At 28.3% G+C, this 24,098-nt stretch carries 30 protein-coding genes; 12 read left to right on the forward strand and 18 right to left on the reverse strand.

Annotated features, from left to right (window positions below; genetic code table 11):
• The first annotated feature begins 91 nt into the window (after nt 1-91).
• Complete coding sequence (locus ACTT9U_RS05885; RefSeq protein ID WP_440932237.1) at nt 92-847, forward strand: alpha/beta fold hydrolase; 756 nt, start codon at nt 92-94, stop codon at nt 845-847.
• Here the strand turns inward: ACTT9U_RS05885 and ACTT9U_RS05890 are convergent.
• The 5 genes from ACTT9U_RS05890 to ACTT9U_RS05910 form a co-directional block, all read right to left on the reverse strand.
• The gene (locus ACTT9U_RS05890) at nt 836-1,453 is read right to left on the reverse strand and encodes a LysE/ArgO family amino acid transporter (protein WP_440932238.1); all 618 of its coding nucleotides are present in this window, start codon (nt 1,451-1,453) and stop codon (nt 836-838) included. The two genes, ACTT9U_RS05885 and ACTT9U_RS05890, sit on opposite strands and share 12 nt — an antisense overlap.
• Nucleotides 1,454-1,462: 9 nt before the next feature.
• Nucleotides 1,463-2,959, reverse strand: coding sequence for an ABC transporter permease (locus tag ACTT9U_RS05895; protein WP_440932239.1), 1,497 nt, complete (start codon nt 2,957-2,959; stop codon nt 1,463-1,465).
• Complete coding sequence (locus ACTT9U_RS05900) at nt 2,952-4,016, reverse strand: quaternary amine ABC transporter ATP-binding protein (RefSeq protein ID WP_440932240.1); 1,065 nt, start codon at nt 4,014-4,016, stop codon at nt 2,952-2,954. The genes ACTT9U_RS05895 and ACTT9U_RS05900 overlap by 8 nt, the downstream gene beginning before the upstream one ends.
• A 61-nt stretch (nt 4,017-4,077) precedes the next feature.
• Complete coding sequence (locus ACTT9U_RS05905) at nt 4,078-5,040, reverse strand: ABC transporter substrate-binding protein (protein WP_440930053.1); 963 nt, start codon at nt 5,038-5,040, stop codon at nt 4,078-4,080.
• 115 nt (nt 5,041-5,155) lie between these two features.
• Nucleotides 5,156-5,566 (reverse strand): VOC family protein, encoded by a 411-nt coding sequence (locus ACTT9U_RS05910; RefSeq protein ID WP_014952984.1) that lies wholly within the window; start codon nt 5,564-5,566, stop codon nt 5,156-5,158.
• 73 nt (nt 5,567-5,639) lie between these two features.
• Here ACTT9U_RS05910 and epsC point away from each other — a divergent pair, with 73 nt between their 5' ends.
• From epsC to ACTT9U_RS05940, 6 genes are all read left to right on the forward strand, one after another.
• A complete protein-coding gene (gene epsC / locus ACTT9U_RS05915) occupies nt 5,640-6,218 on the forward strand; it encodes a serine O-acetyltransferase EpsC (protein WP_440932241.1) in 579 nt (192 codons plus the stop codon).
• On the forward strand, nt 6,218-7,219 hold the full coding sequence (locus ACTT9U_RS05920) for a cysteine synthase A (protein WP_440932242.1): 1,002 nt from the start codon (nt 6,218-6,220) through the stop codon (nt 7,217-7,219). The genes epsC and ACTT9U_RS05920 overlap by 1 nt, the downstream gene beginning before the upstream one ends.
• Before the next feature lie 121 nt (nt 7,220-7,340).
• Nucleotides 7,341-7,658 (forward strand): hypothetical protein, encoded by a 318-nt coding sequence (locus tag ACTT9U_RS05925; RefSeq protein WP_440932243.1) that lies wholly within the window; start codon nt 7,341-7,343, stop codon nt 7,656-7,658.
• A 17-nt stretch (nt 7,659-7,675) separates the two neighbouring features.
• Nucleotides 7,676-8,098: a hypothetical protein gene (locus ACTT9U_RS05930; protein WP_440932244.1), complete on the forward strand. Its 423-nt coding sequence runs from the start codon at nt 7,676-7,678 to the stop codon at nt 8,096-8,098.
• Nucleotides 8,099-8,134: 36 nt separating this feature from the next.
• Entirely contained in the window at nt 8,135-8,701 is a 567-nt protein-coding gene (locus ACTT9U_RS05935; protein ID WP_440932245.1) for a hypothetical protein, read from the forward strand.
• 50 nt (nt 8,702-8,751) lie between these two features.
• Nucleotides 8,752-9,087 carry a DMT family transporter gene (locus ACTT9U_RS05940; protein ID WP_440932246.1) on the forward strand — a complete coding sequence of 112 codons (336 nt, stop codon included), beginning with the start codon at nt 8,752-8,754 and terminating at the stop codon, nt 9,085-9,087.
• Here the strand turns inward: ACTT9U_RS05940 and ACTT9U_RS05945 are convergent, their stop codons facing one another.
• The 7 genes from ACTT9U_RS05945 to ACTT9U_RS05975 form a co-directional block, all read right to left on the reverse strand.
• Nucleotides 9,088-9,981, reverse strand: a complete 894-nt coding sequence (locus ACTT9U_RS05945) for a glycosyltransferase family 2 protein (protein ID WP_440932247.1) — start codon at nt 9,979-9,981, stop codon at nt 9,088-9,090.
• Nucleotides 9,978-10,772 (reverse strand): inositol monophosphatase family protein, encoded by a 795-nt coding sequence (locus ACTT9U_RS05950; RefSeq protein WP_440932248.1) that lies wholly within the window; start codon nt 10,770-10,772, stop codon nt 9,978-9,980. The genes ACTT9U_RS05945 and ACTT9U_RS05950 overlap by 4 nt, the downstream gene beginning before the upstream one ends.
• Before the next feature lie 52 nt (nt 10,773-10,824).
• Nucleotides 10,825-11,229, reverse strand: a complete 405-nt coding sequence (locus ACTT9U_RS05955; RefSeq protein WP_440932249.1) for a GFA family protein — start codon at nt 11,227-11,229, stop codon at nt 10,825-10,827.
• Between the two features lie 6 nt (nt 11,230-11,235).
• Entirely contained in the window at nt 11,236-11,418 is a 183-nt protein-coding gene (locus tag ACTT9U_RS05960; RefSeq protein ID WP_440930565.1) for a hypothetical protein, read from the reverse strand.
• Between the two features lie 347 nt (nt 11,419-11,765).
• Nucleotides 11,766-12,299 carry a hypothetical protein gene (locus tag ACTT9U_RS05965; protein WP_440932250.1) on the reverse strand — a complete coding sequence of 178 codons (534 nt, stop codon included), beginning with the start codon at nt 12,297-12,299 and terminating at the stop codon, nt 11,766-11,768.
• A 12-nt stretch (nt 12,300-12,311) separates the two neighbouring features.
• Nucleotides 12,312-14,741 carry an FAD-dependent oxidoreductase gene (locus tag ACTT9U_RS05970; protein ID WP_440932251.1) on the reverse strand — a complete coding sequence of 810 codons (2,430 nt, stop codon included), beginning with the start codon at nt 14,739-14,741 and terminating at the stop codon, nt 12,312-12,314.
• Between the two features lie 165 nt (nt 14,742-14,906).
• A complete protein-coding gene (locus ACTT9U_RS05975) occupies nt 14,907-15,368 on the reverse strand; it encodes a cytochrome c (protein ID WP_440932252.1) in 462 nt (153 codons plus the stop codon).
• On the opposite strand from ACTT9U_RS05975, the gene ACTT9U_RS05980 reads away from it, so the two are divergent.
• Nucleotides 15,369-15,896, forward strand: a complete 528-nt coding sequence (locus tag ACTT9U_RS05980; protein WP_440932253.1) for a cytochrome b — start codon at nt 15,369-15,371, stop codon at nt 15,894-15,896.
• On the opposite strand, the gene ACTT9U_RS05985 is transcribed toward ACTT9U_RS05980, so the two are convergent.
• The gene (locus ACTT9U_RS05985; protein ID WP_440932254.1) at nt 15,889-16,605 is read right to left on the reverse strand and encodes a class I SAM-dependent methyltransferase; all 717 of its coding nucleotides are present in this window, start codon (nt 16,603-16,605) and stop codon (nt 15,889-15,891) included. The genes ACTT9U_RS05980 and ACTT9U_RS05985 overlap by 8 nt on opposite strands.
• Before the next feature lie 51 nt (nt 16,606-16,656).
• On the opposite strand from ACTT9U_RS05985, the gene ACTT9U_RS05990 reads away from it, so the two are divergent.
• Both ACTT9U_RS05990 and ACTT9U_RS05995 read left to right on the forward strand, forming a co-directional pair.
• Entirely contained in the window at nt 16,657-17,610 is a 954-nt protein-coding gene (locus ACTT9U_RS05990; RefSeq protein WP_440932255.1) for an ADP-ribosylglycohydrolase family protein, read from the forward strand.
• A complete protein-coding gene (locus ACTT9U_RS05995; protein ID WP_440932256.1) occupies nt 17,610-18,920 on the forward strand; it encodes an MATE family efflux transporter in 1,311 nt (436 codons plus the stop codon). Before ACTT9U_RS05990 ends, ACTT9U_RS05995 begins: the two co-directional genes overlap by 1 nt.
• Here the strand turns inward: ACTT9U_RS05995 and ACTT9U_RS06000 are convergent.
• Entirely contained in the window at nt 18,917-19,354 is a 438-nt protein-coding gene (locus ACTT9U_RS06000; RefSeq protein ID WP_440932257.1) for a DUF4396 domain-containing protein, read from the reverse strand. The two genes, ACTT9U_RS05995 and ACTT9U_RS06000, sit on opposite strands and share 4 nt — an antisense overlap.
• A 51-nt stretch (nt 19,355-19,405) precedes the next feature.
• Here ACTT9U_RS06000 and ACTT9U_RS06005 point away from each other — a divergent pair, with 51 nt between their 5' ends.
• On the forward strand, nt 19,406-20,419 hold the full coding sequence (locus ACTT9U_RS06005; RefSeq protein WP_440932258.1) for an MBL fold metallo-hydrolase: 1,014 nt from the start codon (nt 19,406-19,408) through the stop codon (nt 20,417-20,419).
• Nucleotides 20,420-20,434: 15 nt separating this feature from the next.
• Nucleotides 20,435-21,037 carry a LysE family translocator gene (locus ACTT9U_RS06010; RefSeq protein ID WP_440909767.1) on the forward strand — a complete coding sequence of 201 codons (603 nt, stop codon included), beginning with the start codon at nt 20,435-20,437 and terminating at the stop codon, nt 21,035-21,037.
• Here ACTT9U_RS06010 and ACTT9U_RS06015 read toward each other — a convergent pair.
• The 4 genes from ACTT9U_RS06015 to ACTT9U_RS06030 all read right to left on the reverse strand — a co-directional run bounded on the left by ACTT9U_RS06015 (nt 21,032) and on the right by ACTT9U_RS06030 (nt 24,087).
• A complete protein-coding gene (locus ACTT9U_RS06015; protein WP_440932259.1) occupies nt 21,032-21,400 on the reverse strand; it encodes a thioredoxin family protein in 369 nt (122 codons plus the stop codon). The genes ACTT9U_RS06010 and ACTT9U_RS06015 overlap by 6 nt on opposite strands.
• 95 nt (nt 21,401-21,495) lie before the next feature.
• Nucleotides 21,496-23,082, reverse strand: a complete 1,587-nt coding sequence (locus ACTT9U_RS06020; RefSeq protein ID WP_440932260.1) for a CRTAC1 family protein — start codon at nt 23,080-23,082, stop codon at nt 21,496-21,498.
• Between the two features lies 1 nt (nt 23,083).
• A complete protein-coding gene (locus tag ACTT9U_RS06025) occupies nt 23,084-23,392 on the reverse strand; it encodes an AzlD domain-containing protein (protein WP_440932261.1) in 309 nt (102 codons plus the stop codon).
• A complete protein-coding gene (locus ACTT9U_RS06030; protein WP_440932262.1) occupies nt 23,389-24,087 on the reverse strand; it encodes an AzlC family ABC transporter permease in 699 nt (232 codons plus the stop codon). Before ACTT9U_RS06030 ends, ACTT9U_RS06025 begins: the two co-directional genes overlap by 4 nt.
• Nucleotides 24,088-24,098: the final 11 nt, after the last annotated feature.

Genomic DNA, 24,098 nt, shown 5'->3' on the forward strand with positions numbered 1-24,098 from the left:
TATTATAAAATTTATTTTTTCAAATTTATCAAGTGTTCATTATGTGTAATTTTAAACAACAAGGATTTAAGATTTATGATAAAATCTTTGAATGAGTAATATTTTTATTGATGATAATGGCAGTGGCTATCCTTTTGTTTTTGTTCACGGTTTTCTTGGTTCATCAGAAATGTGGCGATATCAAAAAGAATATTTTAAAAAAAATTATAGAATAATTTCGCCTGCTTTACCTGGTTTCGGAGAAAGTTTTAATGCTCAATCATTAAATTCAATTAATGAGATGGCAAAATTTATAATAAATATAATTAAACAAAAGAATATTGATAAATTTTATTTGATTGGTCATTCAATGGGAGGAATGATTGTTCAAGAAATAGCAAAAATTTTGGGTGATAAAGTTGAAAAATTAATCTGCTTTGCAACGAGCTCTATTGGCGACATACCAGGTAGATTTGAAACAATGGATGAGTCTATTTTAAGATTAAAAAATGAAGGCATTAAAAAATTTATAGATAGAATACCGGCTAAATGGTTTGTTAAAGGCCATGATGATAGAGAGTACTATCTATGTGAAAATGCATCCAAAAATGTTTCTGAAGAAACTGCTAATAATGCTCTTCATGCTATGAAAAATTGGAATGGTTTTTCAAATTTAAAAAATATCAAAAATAAAACTCTTATTATTTGGGGAGATAAAGATGTCTCATATAATTATGAACAAGTAGAAACTTTAAATAAAAATATTTCAAATAGTAAACTTAAAGTTATTAATGGTTGTTGTCATAACGCTCATTTAGAAGAACCTGATAAAGTAAATAAAATTATTGAAGAATTTTTAAATAATTGAAATATATATTTCTCTTAAGACATAAAGAGTTAACACACTCATAATTCCTATAATCATCCAATTAATTACTATCCATATTTCTTTACTATTTAAGTGTTTTGAAAAATAATTTGATGCATAGCCTAATAAAAAGAAAAATAAAAAAGAGGCTGAAGAAGCACCTATCCCAAAAATAATTTTTTGAGTTAGATCAAAATTTTTTGAAAAGTTTCCTAAAATAAAAACAGTATCTGAATAAACATGTGGATTTAAATAAGTAAAACCCAATGTTTTAAAAACAATATTAATTACTGAGATAGTATTTTTGTTCTGATTTAAATCTACATATTCATTACGTGATTTAAATTTTGAATAAATAAAATGGCTTAAAAAAACTAATAGTACGATATTAAATAATAACTCAATTAATGAATTAAAATATTGGCTAAAATAATGAAATAAAAAGATACCAACAAATATTAGAATGCAATCAGATATTGAACAAATCAGACAGACTAAAAAAACATATTGTTTTTTTAGACCTTGTTCTATTACAAAAACATTTTGAGGTCCTATAGCTAGGATCAGACTTAGGCTAGTGAAAAAACCTAATAACAAAAACTCCATTAGGTTCTATTAAACTCTTTTCTTTCCTTGTACAATCCTATCTAATAATAAAGCAACAAATAATATAGCTATACCTGCAAGTATACCTTGACCAACATTAGCATACTGAAGCGCTTCTAATACATCTTGGCCTAAACCTTTTGCGCCAATTAGCGATGCAACAACAACCATTGCTAAACTTAACATCACGGTTTGATTTACACCTGCAAGAATAGTTGGCATTGCAAGTGGAATATCTACTTTTGTAAGTAAATACCACTTAGAAGCACCATATGCGATTGCTGCTTCTCTTATTGTTTGAGGTACTCCTCTTAAACCTAAAACTGTTAATCTTACAACAGGTGTTCCACCAAAGATCATTGTAATAATAACTGCAGCAACCTTTCCAGTACCAAAGAATGCTATAACTGGAATCATGAATACAAAGGCTGGCATTGTTTGCATGAAATCCATTATAGGTCTTATAAAAGAATAAAATCTTGGACGTGTTGAGCAATAAATTCCAAGTGGAATTCCAATTACGATACTTAATAAAGCGGCAGTTCCAAGTAATGCTAATGTTGTCATTGCTTTAATCCAAAAACCTAAAAAACCCATATAAGCTAAAAATGCTGCTGAATAAATTGCAGCCTTTGGTCCAGCTGATAAACCAGTTAATAAAACAATTGCACTTATAATTACGATCCAAGGTGTTTTAACAAACAATAACTCTAATGAGTCTAATACTGATCTAATTCCAAAAGTAATTGCATCAAATACCCTCTCTCCTTTTAAAACTAAATAATCAAATGCTCCTTCTACTCCTGCAATTGAATTTAATCTAATATCTGGATGAGTAGGAAAATCCTTCATTACATCCATATAATTTGGAAAGCTATAATGAATTGTTGAAAATAAAATTATAACTAATGAAAATACCCCACTAATCAGAAAATTCTTAATTTCCATTCCAGGACTTAAAGTTTTGTTTGATAACCACTCAGAAAATCTTTTTTCTAGAATAGTATTTGCAAACATTCCTTGAACAATTCTAATTACAATAAATAACAAAATTCCTCCAATTGCTATCCAAACTCCTGAAGCTTCTACTCTTTGGGCTTCAGCCAAAAATTCACTTACTGATTTTTCCAAAGAAGCAATTGTCCTCTCAAACATTTCAACTTTATCAGGGTTATTTTCTATAGCTGCCTGAAGTTGTTTCTTTCTAAAAGCAATCGTTGCCTCAATTTTTTCTATTTTCTCATAAGCTTCAGCACTAATGTTACCAAAAAAACCTCTTATTATTTGAACGATCGCAAATGTTTCAATTATTAAAAAAGCTAATGCATAGTTCCAAATATTTCTAATTCCAAACCAAATAGAGCCTAATAAAGAAGCTGCGATATTGAATGAAAATACATATTTTGAACTATTACCAATAGCTTCAAAGTTATTGATATAATAATCTTGATTAGTCTTTACAAAATTTCTTATCTCATCTTTGTTTTGTATTTCTAAATTACTCATCTTGGCCCTCTACTGCTGATTTTAGCAATTCTTGCTGAGTAATAACTCCAACATCATTATCATTTTTATCAGTAATAATTAATGATGCATTATTTGATACTGATTGTTCAATTAATTTACTCAGAATATCGTTTTCTTTCATTTTTATTGTTTGATCTGGAAGTTTACCATTTTCTTTTTTAAACTGTTCAATCGGTTTCATAATTGATTTAGCTTCAACAACTTTTAATCTTGAAATTCCTTTTACAAAATCCTCTACATATTCATCAGCTGGTTTAGTTACAATTTGCTCAGGTGTACCAACCTGAATTACCTTTCCATCTCTCATAATTGCAATTCTATGTCCAACCTTGACTGCTTCATCCAAATCATGAGTGATAAACACAGTTGTTTTCTTCATCTGTTTTGAAAGTTTAATAAACTCAAATTGTAATTGTCTTCTAATTAAAGGATCTAATGCACTGAAAGGTTCATCCATTAACAAAACTTCAGGATCTGCAGCTAAAGCTCTTGCTAAACCTACCCTTTGTTGCATACCTCCTGATAACTCATGTGCATATTTATTCCCCCATCCTTGGAGTTCTACAATATTCAATATTTTGTTAGCTTGATCGTATCGTCTATTTTTATTTACACCTCTAATCTCTAAAGGCATTGCAATGTTGTCAATCACCGATCGATGAGGCATTAGAGCAAAGTTTTGAAAAACCATTCCAATTTTTTTGTTTCTAAAATCTTGAAGTTTTTCTTTTTCAAGTTTCATAATATCTTGACCATCAATTAAAATTTTTCCTGATGTGGGTTCTAATAATCGATTAATATGTCTAACTAATGTTGATTTACCACTTCCAGATAAACCCATAACACAAAAAATTTCACCTGGATTTACATCAAATGAAACATTAGATACACCAATGACAGAATTGTATTTTTCTAAAGCTTCTTTTTTTGAAATATTTTTATTTTGAATAGCATCTAAAGCATCTTTGTGTGTATTACCAAAAACTTTCCAAACGTTTTCAATTTTTATTTCACAACCGACTGTTTCTTTAGACATATGAAAATTTTAAATGAAAAACCCGGCAGTTAGACTGCCGGGTCTAAGATTTGTTTTAAAATTATAAACCTAACCAACCATCAACAGTAGATTTATTTGCATCCATCCAAGCTTTAGCAACTGCAGCTGGATCTTTTTTCTCAACTGAGATTGCATATGCCATAGATGAAACATCATCTGCTGTTAATTGAAAGTTGTTGAAAAATTCAACAATAGCTGGTGATTGTTTTTCTAAAGAAGTAGCCCATCCAATTTGAATTTGCTTTAGAGCATCTTTAGAAGCAACGTAAGATTTTTTCTTCCAATCAGGATCTGCTTTTGGTTGTACCATTTTATATTTAGCAGGATCATGTTTTGGTTCTTCTAACATTACTACATCAGCCATTCCCCAGATTGCATGAGGTTTGTAACAATAGAATGCATATCCTTCACCTTTTTTAATAGAGTCTAATACTCTTGCATTCTTAACTGCTTCTGCTGCTCTGATAGGTTCAATTCCAGCATCAAGTAATTTGTAATCTCTTACTTTGATTTCATTTACATTTGCTGAAGCCCAACCGTCTGCACCAATCCAAAACTCACCTTTACCATTTCCATCACTATCCATAGCTTTAACAACTTCTGGTCTACCTAAATCAAAGATAGAAGTAATGTTCATTTTTTTAGCGAAGTCTTGAGTTACACAGTAACCTTGGTTTCCTTCATAAGGTTTGCTACTTAACTTTAATGCTCCTTTTGGAACTAAGTCATTAGTATAAGCTTCTTGGTTTGGTAACCAGATATCAGGATGAACATCGATTTCACCTTTTCCTCTTTCAATAGCTGCATAGATTGCAGTATTGTTACCTGGAACTAATTCTGCTTCTCCACCCATTTTATCATTAACTACTGCTGCAAGTAAATTTGCTATAGCAGTTGCACCTGTCCAACCTGGATCTCCAATTTTAACTTTTTCAGCGAATGATGAAAATGCAGTTAATAAAGAAATTAATCCAGCTACAAGTGTAGACTTAATTATTCTCATTTTATCTCTCTCCTTTAATTATAATTAAAAATCAATGTTAACTAAAATTAAAGATACTAGTCAAAGATTTAATTTGTCCCTTTGGACAAAATAATACCTTGTTTTTAAAGAAAAATTATTCTGGATTTGCTGTTAAAGTTTTGATCTCTAAAATATTTTCGTTAGGGTCTTTTACAAAGAAAGTCTCTTGCTCATACTTAGTTCCTTTAAATCTCAAATAAGGCTCATCATAGTATTTAACACCTCTTTCTTTTAATCTTGCTTTTAAAGCATCAAAATCTTTCCTTGATAAATGTACGCCAAAGTGTGGGACAGAAACATTTCCCATATCTACATCATGTCTTTCATTATCTAACTTATGCTCACTTGCATGAAGGGTTAATTCATTACCCCAAAAATCAACATCAGCCCATTCTTGATCTGCATTATCAAGTCTGCAGCCTAAAGACTCGCTATAAAATTTCTTGGCTTTTTCCAAGTCTCCACATGGGATTGCTAAATGAAAACAGTTGGTATTCTTATACATATTAAGTCTTTTAATTAATTTAATAGCTATTATATAAGCATCTTCCGATTGATATCAACCGGACAAAATTATTATGAATGATTATTTGCAATCAATAATTGATAGAGATCCCGCTGCTAAATCAAAAATAAGTTTAATTTTAACTTATCCAGGTGTTAAAGCAGTATTTTTTCATAAGATTTCAAATTTTTTCTATCAAGCAAAATTTGATTTAGTTGCAAGAATCATATCTCAATTCTCAAGATTCTTAACTGGTATTGAAATTCATCCTGGAGCCAAGATTGGAAAAAATTTATTTATTGATCATGGTATGGGTGTTGTAATAGGTGAAACTTCAGAAATTGGTGATAACGTAACTATTTATCATATGGTAACTTTGGGTGGTATAGCTCCAAGTATAAATTCAAATGGACAAAGAAATACTAAGAGACATCCAACTTTAAAAAATAATGTTGTAGTTGGTTCAGGTGCCCAAGTTTTAGGTCCAGTAGTTGTTGGTGAAAACGCTAAAATTGGAGCAAATGCTGTAATTACAAAAGACGTACCAGAAAATGCTGTGATGGTTGGAATACCTGCTAAAAATGTTGGCACAGCTACAAATGAATTTAAACCTTATGGTATAGCACCAGGTGGTGATACAAGATTAGACTAATGACAAAAATCCAAAATGATTTTGTTTCTGGAATAGGAAACACTCCGCTAATAAAACTTAAAGCAGCATCTGAAATTACTGGATGTAATATTTACGGTAAGGCTGAGTTTTTAAATCCAGGAGGTTCAGTTAAGGATAGAGCAGCACTTGCTTTATTAAAGGATGCTCAGGAAAAAAAACTAATCTCTAAAGGTGGTATTGTTGTTGAAGGTACAGCTGGAAATACAGGAATTGGTTTAGGTCTTTTAGGTAATTCATTAGGATATAAAACAATTATTGTAATGAATGATAACCAAACACAAGAAAAGAAAGATACTTTAAGAAATTTAGGTGCTGAACTTAGGTTGGTTGCACCAAAACCATATAAAGATGAAAATAATTTTGTAAAAATTGCAGGAAGACTTGCAGATGAGTTAAGACCAACTAATAACAATGGAGTAGTTTGGGCTAATCAATTTGATAATACTGCTAATGCAAAAGGTCATTACGAAGGAACTGGTAGAGAAATTTGGGAACAACTAGATGGCAAAATTGATGGATTTATTTGTTCATCAGGTACTGGTGGAACTATTTCTGGAGTAAGCAATGCACTCAAAGAAAAAAATAAAGATATCAAAATTTATTTATCAGATCCAAAAGGATCAGCTCTTTATAACTATATAAAGAATGGTGAATTAAAATCTGAAGGTGGGTCTATAACAGAAGGAATAGGATCAAGCAGAGTTACAAAAAACTTTGAAAATGCAAAAATTGATGATGCTTATTCAATTGAAGATACAGAAGCTTTACCAATTTTATATGACCTAATCCGAAATGAAGGTTTAAGTTTAGGAACAAGTTGCGGAATAAATATTGCAGGTGCAATTAGACTTGGAAAAGAATTAGGACCAGGAAAAACAATTGTTACTATACTTTGTGACAAATCAGACAAATACAACTCAAAGATGTTTAATAAAGAATTTTTAAAGTCAAAAAACCTACCTTTTCCTAGTTGGCTGTAAAACACATAGCAGCATTGTAATAAAACAGATACATTATTAAAATGATATTGATTAGCCTAAGAGTTTTATGAAAACATATATTTTAATTATTTTGTCATTCTTAATTTATCCATTTTGCTTAATGGCAGAAACAAAAGACCAAAAGCAATTAGTAGATTGTACTGGAATTTATTATGCTTACAGCATGATACCACAAGGTCAATTAGAATTAGATAAAATAGTCCATTCAATAGCTGCTAAAAAGTTTCTTAATTCTCATTTGATAAAGACAGGGCTTAATGAGGATAAGTTAAATAAAGATTTATTAGCCATAGTAGATGAACTATATGGGCAACCCTATGATGGAGATAAGGTTAAAAAATGTGATGATTTTGTCTACAAAACAATTTCAAATTCAAAGGAAGAAATATTAAAAATAGTAAACTCTGGAGTATATTAAATTAAGAAAGGAATAATATGTTTGAAAAATTTAATGGAATAATTTTCTTTGCAATCTTTATAATTCATTTTATAGGGTTTGCTTACTATGGATTTAGATGTGTCTTCCAAACTAAATCATTTTTAGCTCAATATGGAATGGATGATACTGGTGCTATAATGACCAGGTTTTTTGGTTCTATATTTTTAGGATCAACTGCTATGGCAATTTACGTTGGTTTTATTAGACCAAATGGTTTAGATGATACCTGGGCTTTTTTTAATGTAATATTCTTACAAAACCTTTCTGCATTCATTGTTGGTTTTTATACAAACAAAATTAATAAATTAGGACATACCGATAAGACCTCTGATGAAGGAATTTATGCTCCATTAATTTTAACAATTCTAAGTGCACTAATGTGCTACGGATTTGCAGATAAAATTTATATAAACTATTAAAAAAGTTATATATCGATACTAAAATTAATTTAGCAAGTGAAAGAAATAGCTAAGAAAATTAAACCTAGAATTAAAGCTAGGATAAGGAAAAATAGGCAGATCATTAATAAAAAAGTTACAAACTTTTTTGATTGGGTTAAAGGAGCTGAGTTAATTGAATTAAATGAGTGTGATACGTCTGAAGATCCTATAAGACCTGAATTGGACAATAATTTTAGATCAAGTTGTGGACGTAAAATATTTGGCGTTAAATATAAAGGTGAAATACATGCTGTAATGTGTTTTGCATATACAAATGAAATCCCAAAATCAGTGGAGGAATTAGATAAGCTAAGTCATGATGCTTTTTTACAAAGTGCGATGAGAGATCAAAAAGTTGGTCAAATAGCTATTGCTTATACCGTTTGGTCTAAAAAAAAAGGTGGTGGAAAATTAATTGTAAAAGAAGTATTTAAAAAAATAAAAAAATCAAACCATCTAAATCGATTAGTTACACTCTCACCTCTTACAGAAATGGCAACAAAATTTCATTCAAGAAATGGTGCTAAACTTTTGCAAATTAATGAAACTACTCAAAATTTTGAGTACTTAATTATCAAATAATAACAATATTTTTTATTCGATTAATTCATTAAAATTCATTATTATTTAATATGAAGCCTTTATTAGGATATCTATTTTTAGCAAATGGAATTATTTTCGGTATAGCTTCTAATAGCTTTGCTAAAATTTCAGAAGGTTTTACAAAATTAACTCCTTCAATATTATGTATTCTTTTTATGTGCATTACCATGTTTTCTATAGCGAAAGCAATGTCTGCTCTACCAGTTGGTTTTGCTTATGCAACGTATAGTGGTTTGACAGTAACAGGTGTTGTTTTGTTTGCAGTTCTGAAATTTAATCAAATTCCTAATCTATATGGTGTAATTGGCATCATTCTAATCATCATTGGTGTTGTGATGGTAAATTATCTAGGAAAACTTAATTAATTATAAATCCGTTCTATAAGAAGATTTTCTTTTTAAGAAGGCACTCAAAATTCCATCAGATTTTGATTTTGTATAAATATAGCCATTCTTATTTCCAGTTAATAAATAATAATACTGTTTAATAAAAAATCTTAAAAATTTAGATAAATGAACAAATACAGATTTTATATAACTATAGTTTTTTTTATGATAATAAAAGCTAGACCAATAAAAATGCCAGTTTCTTAACCTCCAGTGATTTTTAGTTTTTTTATCTTCCAAATTACTTGATGTGCCATGAAAATGATGGGTAATCATATTATTATTTATTAAATAAAATTTTTTTCCAGCTTTCTTAAGTCTTTTGCATAGATCTAAACCTTCAAAATATAAAAAAAAACTTTCATCAAAAAAATCTATGTTTTTTAGATCTAAAACATTGCAATACATGCACCATTCAGGGACCCAAGGAATCTCACTTATTTCATTGTCAGTATTAATTTTTGCTTTAAAATTTTTGTCAAGTCTATCTAAACTAGTTAGAAGTAAATCATCAAAACCATTTGAATTTGGACTTAAAATTGAAAAATTTTCAAGTTTTTGAGCATAATACTCAAGTGAAACTATATTTTCTAAATTTATAGAAACGTCTGGACCTAAAAGCAAAACATATGGGGTTAAAGTTTTTTTTATACCAATATTATTACCAGCGCCGAAACCAACATTCTCGTTAGGTATAATAATTTCAATATCAGGGTATCTATCATTAACTTTTTTTTTAAAGTTATAATCTAAATTATTTTCTATAATTATAATTTTATATTTGTCATATATTCTATCAATTACTTCATAAGATATATTTCCATTAATAGTTACAATTACAATTGTGGTAAGCTTAGAAAGCTCTTTGTTCATGAAACTGGTTTTAATAATTTTAAAAAATAATTGTGTATTTTTTTGTTTGCTGAACAAAGTATGTGGCCAGCTTTAGATGGATCTTCATTTTTCCATGTTGTCACTATACCGCCAGCAGCTTTTATTATTGGAATTAATGGATGAATGTCCCATATCTTGTTTGAACATTGTGCTACAACATCGAGTTTGCCTTCAGCAAAATGAGAATAACTCAAAGCATCAGCACAAGGAAATTGCATTAATTTCAATATTTTTGGAATTTTTTTTAGTTTATTGGGTGACAAATAATTATGAAAAGCAGCAGACACTTTTGCATTACTAACATTTGCTAGTGAGTTAATTCTAATCTTTCTTTTTTTTGTACTCTCAACAACATATGCAGCTTTATCTGTTTCATTAAAATAATATTTTTTTAATACTGGAAAATTTGCAAGCCCTACAATTGGCTTTCCTTTATAATTTAAAGATATCAAATTACTCCAAGTTGGGTTTCCAATAACATAGGATCTTGTTCCATCGATAGGATCTATGACCCATGAGTAGTCACTCTTTGTTTTTTTAAAACCAAATTCTTCACCGATTATTTGGTGATTAGGAAATTTTTTATTTATTTTAGATCTAATAAACTTTTCAAATGCTTTATCAGATGTAGTTACTGGGTCATAACCCTTACCTTTAAGTTTGTTAGAAACTTTAAAAGTTTTGTTTAGTTTAGAGTAATAATACTTTGTTAAATCCTTAGCCAAAGAATTTAAAAATGAAGAATATAATCTATAGTTAATTTTTTCCATATAAAGCGTTACTGATTATTACAATCTAAATTATAATGATTAAAGTTAAAATTTAAATTTTAGGATATTTTGAGAACTTTGGTAAATTATTGTTTAATTTATAATAATCTGATTTTCCTTTAGTAAATATATCGATAGAAGTTTTCAGTTTTGTAGGTTTATTAAAAATACCAGCAGAAATACAAATTTGTTTAGTTCCTAAAACTTTAAAAAAAATACTGGCTCCACAATTACTACAGAATCCTCTTTTTGCTCTTTTAGAAGATTTAAACCATCTAAGAGACTTTTTAGCTAAAAATTTTAGATCATTTTCTTCAACTTTTGTATAAGCAGCATAATTACCATGTGTTTTTATACATTGAACACAATGACAATTTTGGACATCTCTATGATATCCTTTTGTCTTAAAGCTTACATTTCCACATAAACATTTTGCTTTAAGCGATAATTTTTTCATTAAAAATTATTTTTTAAAACAATTATTTATAAGTATAGCCATCAATATCCAAACAATAAAAGCTTCACCGTGTGTAAAATTATAATCAGCGCCCGCAAAGCCAGCAATTATATTTAAAGCATAAATTATTATTGTTGAAGCAACTAAACTTACAACTAAGTTTATTAATCCATTTATATATTTAATCATGAGTTTATTTTGATTAAAAAAAAATTAATTGAAACAAAAAAATTTAAAATTGATACACTTGAAAGGAGAGTTAATTTTGATATCGAGATACTACTAAATCAATTGGTTGTATTCAATTAATATATTTGCCTCAAATATAAATAAATAAATTGATAGTATTTAATAGTTTTTATAAGCTTAATTTATAGGAGGTAGAGAATGCAAAACAAAACACCACCTGACACTTAGCTGATCCAAAGCTCAATTAATCAAACTAAAAAACTTAAAATCCAATCGGATTTAAAAGCCACAGAGGCAACATAAGAGGAGCCCTTTGGTAAGTTAGCTAAAGGGCGAACCTCTAAAAGTTAATTTAAAGTTTTATTAATTTCTAAAGGTAAAGGCGCTTCAGGATATTTAATCTTGCAAAGTTCTTCGTATTTTTTACAAAAATTTATTATTGTTTCATAAACTTCGTCAGATTGATTTATAGAATTTGATAAATCTAATTTTTTAATCATCTCATCTCTTTTATTTTCTAGCTCTTTAACTTGTGCTCCTGATAAATATTCACCTGTCTCAATTTCCCAAAAGGTATCATTTAACTCATCCTCTTTTAAAGTATTCAATTTATTTTGTAATTCTTTGATAACCTCATCATCTGTTTTGGTATTTCTCATTGGAGAATTTAATAACTTTCCTAAACATTTATCTTTTAAACCATCTATAAAATGATCATAAGGTCGTCCTTCAGATAAATCTCTAAAATGATTTGAGCTGAAATACTTATTAATAGCAGATTTTGTTGTTCCTTTTTCTTTTCCTTTAATAACAGCAATTTGAACATAAACTTCTTGGCAAATATATTCTTCTAAATGTTCAAGAACTGGTTGTGGAATCATGATTTTATGATTTTATGATTTTAATCGGTCGTTATTACTATCAAAAGCAGGCTCATCTATTACTACAGCTTTGATTTTTTCACCTTGGATATCAATTAAAAATTCTTTTCCAAGTTCAGCTAATTTTGTTTCGACGTAACCAAAAGCTAAACTCTTATTTACTCTGTAACCGAAGCCTCCAGATGTTGTCAATCCAACAATCTTTTCATTAAAATATATTGGTTCATTTCCATGTGCATCAGCATTTTTTGCAAAAACTTCCATATAAATTAATTTAATCTTTCCACCTTCAGAGTTTAGTTTTTTCACAACTTCTGATCCAATAAATGTATCTTTTTTTTCTAAGTTAAAAAATCTATTTAAGCCAGCCTCAACAACGCTTATTTCTGGTGTCAATTCAGTTCCCCACCCTCTGTAACCTTTTTCCATTCTTAACGAATTCATTGCATGTGCTCCAAAATCTATAATTTTAAATTCTGCACCAGCTTCACATAAAAGATCGTATAATTTTGCCATATCATTCATAGAATGATGAAGCTCCCATCCAAGTTCACCCATATAATTTACTCTTAATGCAACAACTGAAATGTCTTTTATTTTTATCTCTTTAGATTTTAACCATGGGAAATTTTCGTTACTTAAATCAGTATCGGTAATTTTTTGAAGTACCTTTCTAGAATTTGGTCCAATTATTCCTATTGCACCTTTATCTAAAGTCACATTTTTAATCTCTACTTTTTCATCTTTTAATTTGTTGTGATTTAACCAATCTAAATCTCTAATTTCAGATACAGCTGCTGACAATGCATAATAGTGATTGTCTTTTAGTTTAGTGATAGTTAACTCACTTTGAATTCTACCAATGTCATTCAATATATGAGTTAAAACAATACTCCCATCTTTTTTGGGAATTCGATTAACACACAGTCTATCTAAAAATTTATAACTATCTTCACCTGTTATTTCGTATTTTGAAAAAGTTGAAAGATCTATTAGTCCAACATTATTATGAACCTCCTCACATTCTTTTTTGATAAAAGGTTCGATATTGTTTCTTTTATAACTAAGCTCTTCTTTAATTTTATCTTTATTAAACCAAGCTGGCTTTTCCCATCCATATAAATCAAAATACTCTGCACCTTTATCTTTGAGTTTTTGATAAATAGATGTTGTTTTCATTGGTCTTCCAATTTCAACAACATCATGCGGCAAAGGTGTTACATACATTCTTCTGTATTGTTCTTTAGATTTTTCAACTGAATATTCTTTATTTACCCAGCTCATGTATCTACGTGGTTCAAATTCCATCATATTAATTTCACTATCTCCATGCACAATCCATTGAGCCATATATTTTCCAGCTCCTCCTCCATGTGCAATTCCAATACTTGCTGCACAAAACATCCAAAAGTTTTTAAGACCTGGTGCTGGACCTGCTAAAAAATTATCATCAGGTGTGTGAGTTATTGGACCACAAATTATTTTTTTAATTCCAACATCTTTAAATTGAGGAATTCGATCCATTCCTCTTTCTAAATGATCAGCAATTCGATCTAAATCTGGCTCTAATAGTTCCATATCAAACTTCCAATCCATTCCATCAAGTGCCCATGCAGCTACATCTTTTTCATAAGGTCCAATTAATAATCCTTTTCCTTCTTGCCTTAAGTAAGATGAAGAGTCTGGGTCTCTAACCACTGGTAATTCATAATCAAGTTTTTCTATCTCAGGATGAGAGTCTGTTACTAAATATTGATGCACCATATTGATACTTGGAACATTTTTTAAACCAACCATTTGAGCAACTTCAGGACAAAAACTTCCTGCAGCATTCACAACATGTTCACAAACTATATCACCCTTTTCAGTAATAACTTTCCATTCTCCAGAAGGCAACTGTTCAATATCAGTTACTCTATTTTTCCTATAAATTTTTGCTCCACCATTTCTTGCGCCTTTTGCTAATGCATTTGTTGTGCTCGTTGGATCTGTGTAACCATCCTCTGGTGTTAGGAATGCTCCTTTTATTCCATCTAGTTTTATAAATGGATGATATTTATGTATTTCTTCAGTAGAAATTATTGAACAAGGTGAACCTACCACATCCAAGAGTCCTTTTGTATAATCAAACCATTCAAGATCTTCTTTAGTGTAAGCAAGTCTTAAACTTCCTGTCTCATGAAAACCAGTTGGTTGTTCAGTTTCTTTTTCTAGAGATTTATAAAGGTTAGTTGAGTGTAAATGTATTTTTGCAAGATTTAAACTTGTCAACATGTGAGGACATTGTCCTGCAGCATGCCAAGTAGAACCAGATGTAAGCTCACTTTTTTCAATTAGTACAACATCACTCCATCCTTCTTTTGTCAGATGATAAAGAAGGCTCACACCCATAATTCCACCACCAACAATAACTAATTTTGCGTGAGATTGTATTTTATCCATTTAACTTAGTACGCTATTACACAGCGGAACTAAAATAAAAATAAATATCAATGCTATCACAATTGGTCGCATCTCAATCAGTAATTTTTTTCTCAAATCATCTCTCACTATAAAATAATTCTATTTCAATAACTTAACTATATAATTTTTATTTAAAATAATTTTTTAATGTGAGGCTCTAAACTTCGTATGACAAGATTTACAATTGGCCCACATAAGTTTGCCGATTGAACCTCTGATGTCATCAGTGGTTTCAATGATAGATGCTAATTCAATCATATCGTTTGAAGATTTAGTCATCAGAGCGTTAAACTCATCTTTGTTTTCCCATATGGCAGGAAGTGACTCTGTTTTAAAACCTTCTTTTGTATTCTCTGGAAAATATTCTAATAAACTTTTATAATTTTCACTCATCTCTTTCATTAATTCTTTGGCCTCATCAAAATCACCATTAGATACAAGAGATTGTACTCTTTTTGCTGTGTTATAATTTTTACTAAAAATTGCTTTTCTTCCTTTAATGATTTCCTCAACAGATAAATCAGAATATGCTGGAACAGTTAAAGTTATTAAAAAACTAAACAACAAAATATTTTTAAAAAGTAATTTAATATGTTTTAATTTCATATGAAGATATTTAATACTATATCGGAATACGGTGTTATTTCAAAATCATTTCATTGGATAACAGCAATTTTATTATTTTTACAAATTCCTGCTGGCTTTTATTTGGTTGGTTTAGATTTTGGAGAAGATAGAATTACTGTAGAAAATTATCATGTTATTGGTGGAATTTTAATATTTTATATTACAATTTTAAGATTAATTTATAAAATTTTTAATCCAACTCCTTCATTAAATAGCAGTATTTTTCCAGGTCAAAAATTAATTGCAAAGTTAAATCACATTTTTTTATATTTAACAATTTTCACAATCACAATTTCAGGTGCATTAAAAAAACTTTTGGGAGGTGAAAAATTAAATATTTTTATAAGTAAAATTAAAATTAAAAGTAACTTTGAACTTGCTGAAATATTTTATGAAATTCACATATATGCAAACTATACATTGATAGCTTTAATTTCTCTACACATCTTAGCTGTAATTATTCATAAAATCATTTTTCAAGAAAACATCTTAAGAAAAATTACTTAACCTGATTAATTATCAAGCAATTTAATGAATCTATAAATCTTATTATCTTAGGATATCTAATATTAATTTCTTTTACTCCTTTATTTAATTCTTTTTTATTAAAATCAAGGAGTACAGAAATATATTTTTGTTTAATCATATTTAAATATGAACTCCTTTTCATTTTTACATGAAAATCAAAAATCTTAAATTTAGTATCTTTATTATTTTTTAAAATTTTTTTTCTTATTTCAGAGTCTTTTTTTAAAGAGTGATTAAGTTTTTTCTTCATTTTTGAAAAGGTTGGAATTTGGGTTCGTTTTTCATTAATAGAAAAAATCATTAGTTTTCCATTATTATTCAATGCATTTTTGCAATATTTTATTAATCTTGGAATGTCTTTTAATGGAAAGAAATGAATAGTTTGTTTTATAACAATTAAATCAAATTTTATTTGGTTACTTCTCAAAAATTTAAAAGCATCAATTTTTTTAAATATAATGTTTCGATCTTTGTCTTTATGATTAACAGGATCAATTCCAATTGGTTTATTTCTTAATTTTGCTTTAGTTTTTATTTTTCCTAAAATCTTACCTCTGCCACAACCTATATCTAAAATATTTGAATCTTTATTAAGTTTTTTATTTTTTATTAAAAATTTAACAAAACTATCAATGTATTCTTTTGAAGAAAGCCATGTTTTATTATCCCAATTTTTAAGCTGAGGCATAATTTAATTTAAATTAATTTTATTTTAATTTAAATAAAGTATTACTAACTAATGTTAAAAAAACTTCATATTTTTTTAGGTGCAACAGTTGCTGATGCAGCTGCTAGACCGTTGCATTGGGTATACGATGAAAAAAAATTAAAATCTTATTTAAAAAATAAAAAAGAGATAGCGTTCTTAAAAACCAACAAGTGTCCTTTTTATTCAATAAATACTGGGGAAGTATCTGGATATAATGATGTTGGGCAAGTAATGTTCAAAACTCTTAAAGGCAATAAAGATAAGAAAACATTAATTGATGATTTTAAAAAAAATATAATTAGAAACTTTGGTCCAGGCTCAAATTATTGGAAAAATTTAAAATTTAGAAAAAAATATAAAAAAATTAAGTGGACAAAACCAGTTAAAGGTCCTTGGATCCATCAAAATATAATGGAAACAATTCAAAATATTAAATCAAAAAAGAGAATAACTGGTGGTAAAAAAGTGAACGAGTCAGATGGTTATTGTGCAACATTACCTTATTATCTTCAAAATCAATCTCTCAGTAAAAGCAAATCAATTATTAAAACTGTTGCGAATAAGAAGTTAAGCGAACAATTTGCTTTAGCAAAATTAGAAATAATCAACTTTGCTGATCAAAAATACAAAGATCCAGTAAATTCATTTTTAAAAAAATATAAAAACAATACCTATTTTAAGGATGTGATAGAAAATATTAAAAAAGTTAAGAAAGATAAAAATAAACCACATACTATTGTTGTAAAAAAATTTGGTAAAGCTTGTAGTTATCCTGGTACATTTAATGGATCAATTCATGCTATCATTACTTCTACTAATTTTAAAAGTGCAATTAATAAAACTATAAAAGCTGGTGGATGTAATTGTTCTAGAGCAAACTTTGTTGGAGCTTATTTTGCAGCTTTAAAAGGAATTAAAGGTATTCCTAAAGAATGGATTTCAAAAACTAAACCTGCAAAAGAAATTTTGAAACACATTTCTTAATGCAAGAACCATCAATTAGTTACATTTTAAAACTCTCTATTCCAATTTTTTTTGCAAATTTAGCAATTCCTATGGTTGGAATCATTGATACTGCATTAATGGGAAACTTAGGAAATTTATCATATCTATCAGCTACATCAGTTGCAGCTAATTTATTTTCAATGATATTTTGGAGTTTTGGTTTTTTAAGAATGGGTACTGTGGGAATGGTGTCTCAAGCAAATGGTAAAGAAGATTTTGATGAGATCACTAATATTGTTTCAAGAAATTTATTATTTGTTTTAATAATTTCTATCTTTTTAATAATTATTCAAAATTATATTCTTTATATAAGTCTCAGAGTATTTGAATTATCTGATGTAACTCAAGAGCTTTATAAAGAATATTTTAATATAAGAATTTATTCAGCACCAGGAGAGTTAACACTTTATATAATAACAGGTTTATTTGTTGGACTACAAAAAACTAAAATCTCAAGTATCGCTGTTGGTTTTTTTTCAATTCTAAATATTTTTTTGAGTATAATTTTAGTTACAAAATACGAACTAAATATCAAAGGTGTTGCTTACGGAACATTGTTTTCAGCTTTAATCACATCTACAATTTTTTTAATTTACACTTTTATTTACTTAGGAAAAATTACAAGACTAGCCCTTAATTTTGATGAAATATTTAATATTTCAAAATTAAAGAATATTTTTAATATCAATTTTAATATCTTCATAAGAACAATCCTTCTTACTTTTTCTTTTTTGTGGTTTACATTTTTAGGCACAAATATTGGGGAAGAATATGTTGCTTCCAATACAATTTTGATTAATCTAGTTTTTTTATCAGCATTTATTCTAGATGCTTACGCTTTTTCAACCGAAGGGATGGTGGGTTATTCTCTTGGGAAAAATAATTTATCTTTATTTAAAAAAATTTTAAAAAACTCATTTATTTTAAGTTCTATTACTGGATTTGTAATTTCAATTATCTATTTTCTATTTAACGATTTTGCAATTAACTTGATGTCTGACATTGATGAAGTAAAAAAATTAAGTTCATCATTTGTAGTTTGGTTAATCATTTTACCCTTTATTGCATCTTTCTGTTACCAATTTGACGGTATTTTTATCGGCGCATCTCAAACTCAAGAATTGAGAAATGCTATGATGTTTTCTGTATTTTTTTATTTGGTGATTTCAATTGTATTAACAAAATATTATTCCAATACGGGGGTTTGGATTTCACTTTGCTTGTTTATGATTTTAAGAGCTTTGTCTTTATTTTATTATTTAAAAAATATAATTAGAAGATTTAATTAATGACAAGCTATTCCATACTTTTTTAATCTCCAATAATTATATGGCCATGGAGTTAAAAACCCAACAATCAACATTATTGGAACAACCCACCAAGTTAACATAGCGCCGCCTGTTAAAATGTAGTCAGTCAAATTCATTGCTACTTCCATACTAATCATAGAAATTAAACTCATACCCGCTGCTGTTTTAAGTGCATTAGATAGACTAAAGTTTTGCAGCATTAAAATTATTGTCTCTAATATTATACTTGTAATTAATCCATTTATTATTGCTAAAACCATTATCCCTAAAACTGGAAAAGGAATTTGTGAAAGTTGAAAAAATAATATTGTTCCAAAATCACCTACTGCGCATCCTAGTACACACCAAGCAGTATTCTTAGCGCTTGTTTTCCAAGTGTGTTTACAATTCCAATCAATATTAGACGTGTTCATAACTTTTATATAATTGCTTTTAAGAAAATTCACATATGATAAATTAACATTATGATTTTTAGGCAGATGTTTGATTTAAAATCAAGCACATATACTTATTTGATAGCTTCTGGAAAAGGAAGGGAAGCAATTATTATTGATCCTGTTTTAGAAAATGTTCAACAATATTTAAGTATTTTAACAAATCTTGATTTAAAATTAGTAAAAGTGATCGATACACATATTCATGCAGATCATATTTCCGGTATAGCTGAACTTCGAGACAAAACAAACTGTGTAACTATTATGGGAGATCAAACTCCAGCAGATGTAGTTGCAATGAGAGTGAGTGATGAAGATAAAATACCTTGTGATGGTTTTAATCTTCAAGCTATCTACACCCCTGGTCATACTTCCGAGAGTTTTAGTTATCTTATGAAAGATAGAGTTTTTACTGGGGATACTTTATTAATTAAAGGTACAGGTAGAACTGATTTTCAAAATGGAAATCCAAAAGATTCATACAATTCTATATTTAATAAATTACTAAAACTTCCTGAAGACACATTGGTATATCCTGCGCATGATTATAAAGGAGAAACTGTTAGCACTATTGGAGAAGAGAAGAATTTTAATCCAAGATTACAGGTGAAATCAATAGATGAGTATGTGGAAATAATGAATAACCTTAATCTTCCAGATCCACAAATGATGGATATAGCCGTTCCTAGTAATTTGAAATTAGGAATAGATTTTAATAAGCAAAAAGTAAACAATGGAATTGAGCCTGAAAAATTCAATCAAATAAAAGAAGATGAAAAATCTTTATTAATTGATTTAAGAGAAAAATGTGAAATTGATAAAGATGGAATAATTAAAGATAGCAAAATTATTCCAATGAATAAAATTAATGAATACTTAGAAGAAAATAAAAAAGATTTGATAAATAAAAAAATACTTTTTTATTGTGCTCATGGTCATAGATCAACTCTGGCAGTTCAGATTTCAAAATCTTATAATCTTTCTAATTGTTATCATTTAATTGGTGGATTAAAAAATTGGAAAGACAAAGGTTTGGGTCTTTAAAAGTAAATAACTAAAATGACTACATATATTTCATTCATATTTACAGTAATACTATTCATGATTGTTCCTGGTCCATCAGTATCTGTCATTGTTGCTAATACGTTGAGGTATAATTTAAGTGCTGGAGTTAAAACTGTTATTGGAACTGTAAGTGGTGCAGCATCAATGTTTGTCATTTATGCATTTGGATTTGATTTATTAAGTAAAAATTTTCAAACATTTCTAAATATTATTCAATGGATTGGGATACTTTTCCTATTTTATATGGGTTTTGTAATGATAAGAGACTCAAAAAACTTAAATATTAAATTAGAAATTAAAGATAATAAAAATTTTTATTTACATGGATATTTAGTACTTTGGTCAAATCCAAAAATGTTAGTAATGATGGCAAGTATCATTCCGGTCTTTTTAGACTTAAATCAAGATACTTTTAATCAAGTAATAATATTAGGAATAATTTTTTGTACTTTAGGTTTAATTTCTGACTTAATATATGCTTATTTAGTGAACTATATTAAAGAAAATTTTTTCAAAAAAGATTTGTCTTTGATTGGTAAGTTTTCAGGAACGTGTTTAATCTTAGGATCTTTTTGGCTTTTAAGTCTTAGATTATAAAGCAGATTGAATAATTGAATAGATCTTATCTTTCTCAGTTTGGCCGATAGATCTATGAATCTCTTCGTTATTTTTAAAAATCAAAAGTGTTGTTTGATATTGTACATCAAACATTTGAGCAATTTCTTTATTTGTTACTTCAAATTTAAAATATTCAATATTATCAAAATCATTTTTAGCTTTATCTAAAACCTTCATTTGACTTGCGCAAGATGTACAATAGTTTATCCAAGAACTAACTATTACGACCTTGCCATCAGCTTGAGCTTTATCAAATAATTCTTTTTTAAAAGTTGTTTCTTTTGATATTGAGCTGCTATTAAAAACAAAAAAACAAAAAGTTATTAGAAAAATTTTTTTCATGAACCTTTTATAAAGTTTAGTTTGTTTTTTTCAAGAATTTTATAAATAAGTCAGAAATTTTTTCTGGCTGAATTATATTCTCCTGCTTAAAAAAGTTAGTTATTAATTTTTATTGTTTGATTTTTAGGTATCTTTTTAATTTCAGTTCTATTTCCGTTAATAAGATCAATCACAATGTGTTCAATTTTTTCATTTTCATCCAAACCTATAATCCAAGAATTGGTTTGATCCGACATAAAACCTTGCCCATTTGTTATTTGGAAATAAAAATTTCTATCTTTATCTGATTTAGCGCTAACTTTTGCCCCTACAAATTTTGCCGTTTCAGGGAAAATTATTTTTACAAAATCTGGTTTTGTAACAGGACCTTTGTTAATGAAAGCTCTTGTTTCTGACAATACATTGACATAGACCATATCGTAATAACCATCATTATTAAAATCTGAAATTAGTGGAATTAAACCAAAATTGAAATTTTCAACATTGGCAATCGATGTGACTGAAGAAAACTTATTGTCATGGTTTAATAATAATCTTCCTGGAGCCTTGCTCCATTTATGCACAAACCAACCTCTATAGTTTTCCATGACTATCAAGTCATTTGTTGAATCTCTGTTTATGTCACCACAAGCTGCTCCCCAGGCAAATTCTAAAGAATTTAAACCTTTTTCCTTTGAAGTATTAATGAATTTTTTTGTTTCCTTGTTGTACTCAGACAGCAACCATTCAACATCAACTTTTTGGTTATCTAACAAATCTCCCCTAACAAATCTTTTTGGAATAGTGTTTCCTGCGTTAGACATGAAAATATCTTGAAAACCATCAGAATTAAAATCGCAAATAGCAAGGCCCATCCAGAAGCCGTAATCAGACAAATGAGGTAGTTCAGTAAATTTATTCTTATTATCATTTCTAAAAACAGTAGGACGTCCAGTATTCAAAGCTGCTACAATGTCTAAATCGCCATCATTATCATAATCAACAAATGATGACAAAAAAGTATTTTGATTTACCGCTGTTCCACTTTCATTGGTTATATCTATGTATGTAAGTTTATTTTCATCAAAGTTGGAAACAAAAAGTTTATTTGGTTTTCCATGACCTACGTCGTTAAATGTTGCTTTTTTAAATTTTGATGAATTTATGAAAGTTGAAAAATAAAAATCATAGTGATTGTCATTATTCAAATCAGCAGCTGTAACTGCAATTGCTGTAACATCTTTTCCTAAATCAAAATTGAGTCTTTTTTCTTCAAATCTAAAGTTTCCTTTATTCAAATAAAGGTAAACACCATCATTTCTACAAATTATAATATCTGATTTTCCATCATTATTATAATCAATGCTCAAAACTCCATAACTTACTTCGGAACTCAAAAAATCTTGATTATTAACAACGATAAACTCATTATCTTTGAATTGAAAAAGAATATCTTGTCCTTGCCCACCAGCTATAAAAACTTCTTCTATACCATCATTGTTTGCATCAATTAATGCTGCACCTAAAAATTCGAAACCATTGCCCTCTTCAAATTCATGAACAAAAGGAAAGTCTATTTCTTTAAATTTGGGTATTGAAGTATTCAAATTTTTAGGATCAACATCTTTTACTTCATCTTGTTGATATATAAATGAGCAAGAAGATAACGATATGCTCAAAATTAATATAAATAGATATTTCATGTTAAACAAATATAATTATCCAGTAAGCTGCTAAACCTGAAATTATTGTCGCAATAATATTTTTGCTTAAAATTCCTATAGTAACAGCAACTATTGATGCATATATCTTAGGGTTATTTTCTAAATCAAAACTCCCAGTTTCATTTAAAAAAATTGCTGGAAATATAATTGCAGGAAATATGGCTGAAGGTACATATGCTAAAATTTGTCTAACTATAGGATTCATTTTGCTCGCATCAAAATAATTTAAAGATAAAAATTTTGATAAAAAATTTAAAATTCCTGCAGCAATCATTCCCGCCCAAATCATGAATTATTTCCTTTTTTAAATTTTATAATTAAGAAACCTACAAATAATGCAGTAAGACTAGACAAAATAATGTAAGATTTTAAAGGTGCATTAAATAATAAGAGAGACAAAATTCCTGAGACTAAAATAACAATAAGATGATCAATTTTTCTGAAATAATTTACCAGTAATGCAATGAATGTAAGTGGTATTGTATAGGCTAAACCAAGTTCGTCAGGAACAATTGAACCTAAAAAAATCCCTAATAAAGTTGAAATCTGCCAAATAGACCAAAGTGTAAAACCAGATCCTAGAAGATAATAATGTTTTAAACGATTATTTTCATTTGCTCTAAAATAAGTATTTGATACAGCAAACGCCTGGTCAGTTAACAAGTAAGACAAGATAATCTTCCATCCCATTGGAAGTTTATTTAAATACTCGCTTAAAGTTGCGCCGTATAAAAAATGTCTAGAATTAACAACAAATGCAGATGAAACTGCAATAATTTGAGAGGCCCCACCAGACAGTAATTGCAAAAAAACTATTTGAGACGCTCCTCCAAAGATAATAAATGAAGTTGCAAAAGTTTCTAAAACACTAAAGCCCAATTCCATTCCGATTGCACCAAGAATTATTCCAAAAGGAACAACAGGAATTAGTAAAGGTAAAATATTAACAGATCCCTTTAATGTAATTTTTAATTTTTCATTCATTTGTGAGACGT

This window comes from Candidatus Pelagibacter sp., from assembly GCF_052049975.1.
Lineage (GTDB): Bacteria > Pseudomonadota > Alphaproteobacteria > Pelagibacterales > Pelagibacteraceae > Pelagibacter.

Coding starts and splice junctions, on each gene's coding strand:
- ACTT9U_RS05985 (WP_440932254.1), bottom strand. CDS start 16,605: ATGCCTCAGCTTAAAAATTGGGATAATAAAACATGGCTTTCTTCAAAA.
- ACTT9U_RS05960 (WP_440930565.1), bottom strand. CDS start 11,418: ATGATTAAATATATAAATGGATTAATAAACTTAGTTGTAAGTTTAGTT.
- ACTT9U_RS05895 (WP_440932239.1), bottom strand. CDS start 2,959: ATGAGTAATTTAGAAATACAAAACAAAGATGAGATAAGAAATTTTGTA.
- ACTT9U_RS06025 (WP_440932261.1), bottom strand. CDS start 23,392: ATGATTTGGGCGGGAATGATTGCTGCAGGAATTTTAAATTTTTTATCA.
- ACTT9U_RS06015 (WP_440932259.1), bottom strand. CDS start 21,400: ATGAAAAAAATTTTTCTAATAACTTTTTGTTTTTTTGTTTTTAATAGC.
- epsC (WP_440932241.1), top strand. CDS start 5,640: ATGAATGATTATTTGCAATCAATAATTGATAGAGATCCCGCTGCTAAA.
- ACTT9U_RS05995 (WP_440932256.1), top strand. CDS start 17,610: ATGCAAGAACCATCAATTAGTTACATTTTAAAACTCTCTATTCCAATT.
- ACTT9U_RS05925 (WP_440932243.1), top strand. CDS start 7,341: ATGGCAGAAACAAAAGACCAAAAGCAATTAGTAGATTGTACTGGAATT.
- ACTT9U_RS06010 (WP_440909767.1), top strand. CDS start 20,435: ATGACTACATATATTTCATTCATATTTACAGTAATACTATTCATGATT.
- ACTT9U_RS05945 (WP_440932247.1), bottom strand. CDS start 9,981: ATGAACAAAGAGCTTTCTAAGCTTACCACAATTGTAATTGTAACTATT.
- ACTT9U_RS05885 (WP_440932237.1), top strand. CDS start 92: ATGAGTAATATTTTTATTGATGATAATGGCAGTGGCTATCCTTTTGTT.
- ACTT9U_RS06000 (WP_440932257.1), bottom strand. CDS start 19,354: ATGAACACGTCTAATATTGATTGGAATTGTAAACACACTTGGAAAACA.
- ACTT9U_RS06020 (WP_440932260.1), bottom strand. CDS start 23,082: ATGAAATATCTATTTATATTAATTTTGAGCATATCGTTATCTTCTTGC.
- ACTT9U_RS05990 (WP_440932255.1), top strand. CDS start 16,657: ATGTTAAAAAAACTTCATATTTTTTTAGGTGCAACAGTTGCTGATGCA.
- ACTT9U_RS06005 (WP_440932258.1), top strand. CDS start 19,406: ATGATTTTTAGGCAGATGTTTGATTTAAAATCAAGCACATATACTTAT.
- ACTT9U_RS05970 (WP_440932251.1), bottom strand. CDS start 14,741: ATGGATAAAATACAATCTCACGCAAAATTAGTTATTGTTGGTGGTGGA.
- ACTT9U_RS05910 (WP_014952984.1), bottom strand. CDS start 5,566: ATGTATAAGAATACCAACTGTTTTCATTTAGCAATCCCATGTGGAGAC.
- ACTT9U_RS06030 (WP_440932262.1), bottom strand. CDS start 24,087: ATGAATGAAAAATTAAAAATTACATTAAAGGGATCTGTTAATATTTTA.
- ACTT9U_RS05950 (WP_440932248.1), bottom strand. CDS start 10,772: ATGGAAAAAATTAACTATAGATTATATTCTTCATTTTTAAATTCTTTG.
- ACTT9U_RS05955 (WP_440932249.1), bottom strand. CDS start 11,229: ATGAAAAAATTATCGCTTAAAGCAAAATGTTTATGTGGAAATGTAAGC.
- ACTT9U_RS05965 (WP_440932250.1), bottom strand. CDS start 12,299: ATGATTCCACAACCAGTTCTTGAACATTTAGAAGAATATATTTGCCAA.
- ACTT9U_RS05980 (WP_440932253.1), top strand. CDS start 15,369: ATGAAGATATTTAATACTATATCGGAATACGGTGTTATTTCAAAATCA.
- ACTT9U_RS05890 (WP_440932238.1), bottom strand. CDS start 1,453: ATGGAGTTTTTGTTATTAGGTTTTTTCACTAGCCTAAGTCTGATCCTA.
- ACTT9U_RS05920 (WP_440932242.1), top strand. CDS start 6,218: ATGACAAAAATCCAAAATGATTTTGTTTCTGGAATAGGAAACACTCCG.
- ACTT9U_RS05975 (WP_440932252.1), bottom strand. CDS start 15,368: ATGAAATTAAAACATATTAAATTACTTTTTAAAAATATTTTGTTGTTT.
- ACTT9U_RS05900 (WP_440932240.1), bottom strand. CDS start 4,016: ATGTCTAAAGAAACAGTCGGTTGTGAAATAAAAATTGAAAACGTTTGG.
- ACTT9U_RS05905 (WP_440930053.1), bottom strand. CDS start 5,040: ATGAGAATAATTAAGTCTACACTTGTAGCTGGATTAATTTCTTTATTA.
- ACTT9U_RS05930 (WP_440932244.1), top strand. CDS start 7,676: ATGTTTGAAAAATTTAATGGAATAATTTTCTTTGCAATCTTTATAATT.
- ACTT9U_RS05940 (WP_440932246.1), top strand. CDS start 8,752: ATGAAGCCTTTATTAGGATATCTATTTTTAGCAAATGGAATTATTTTC.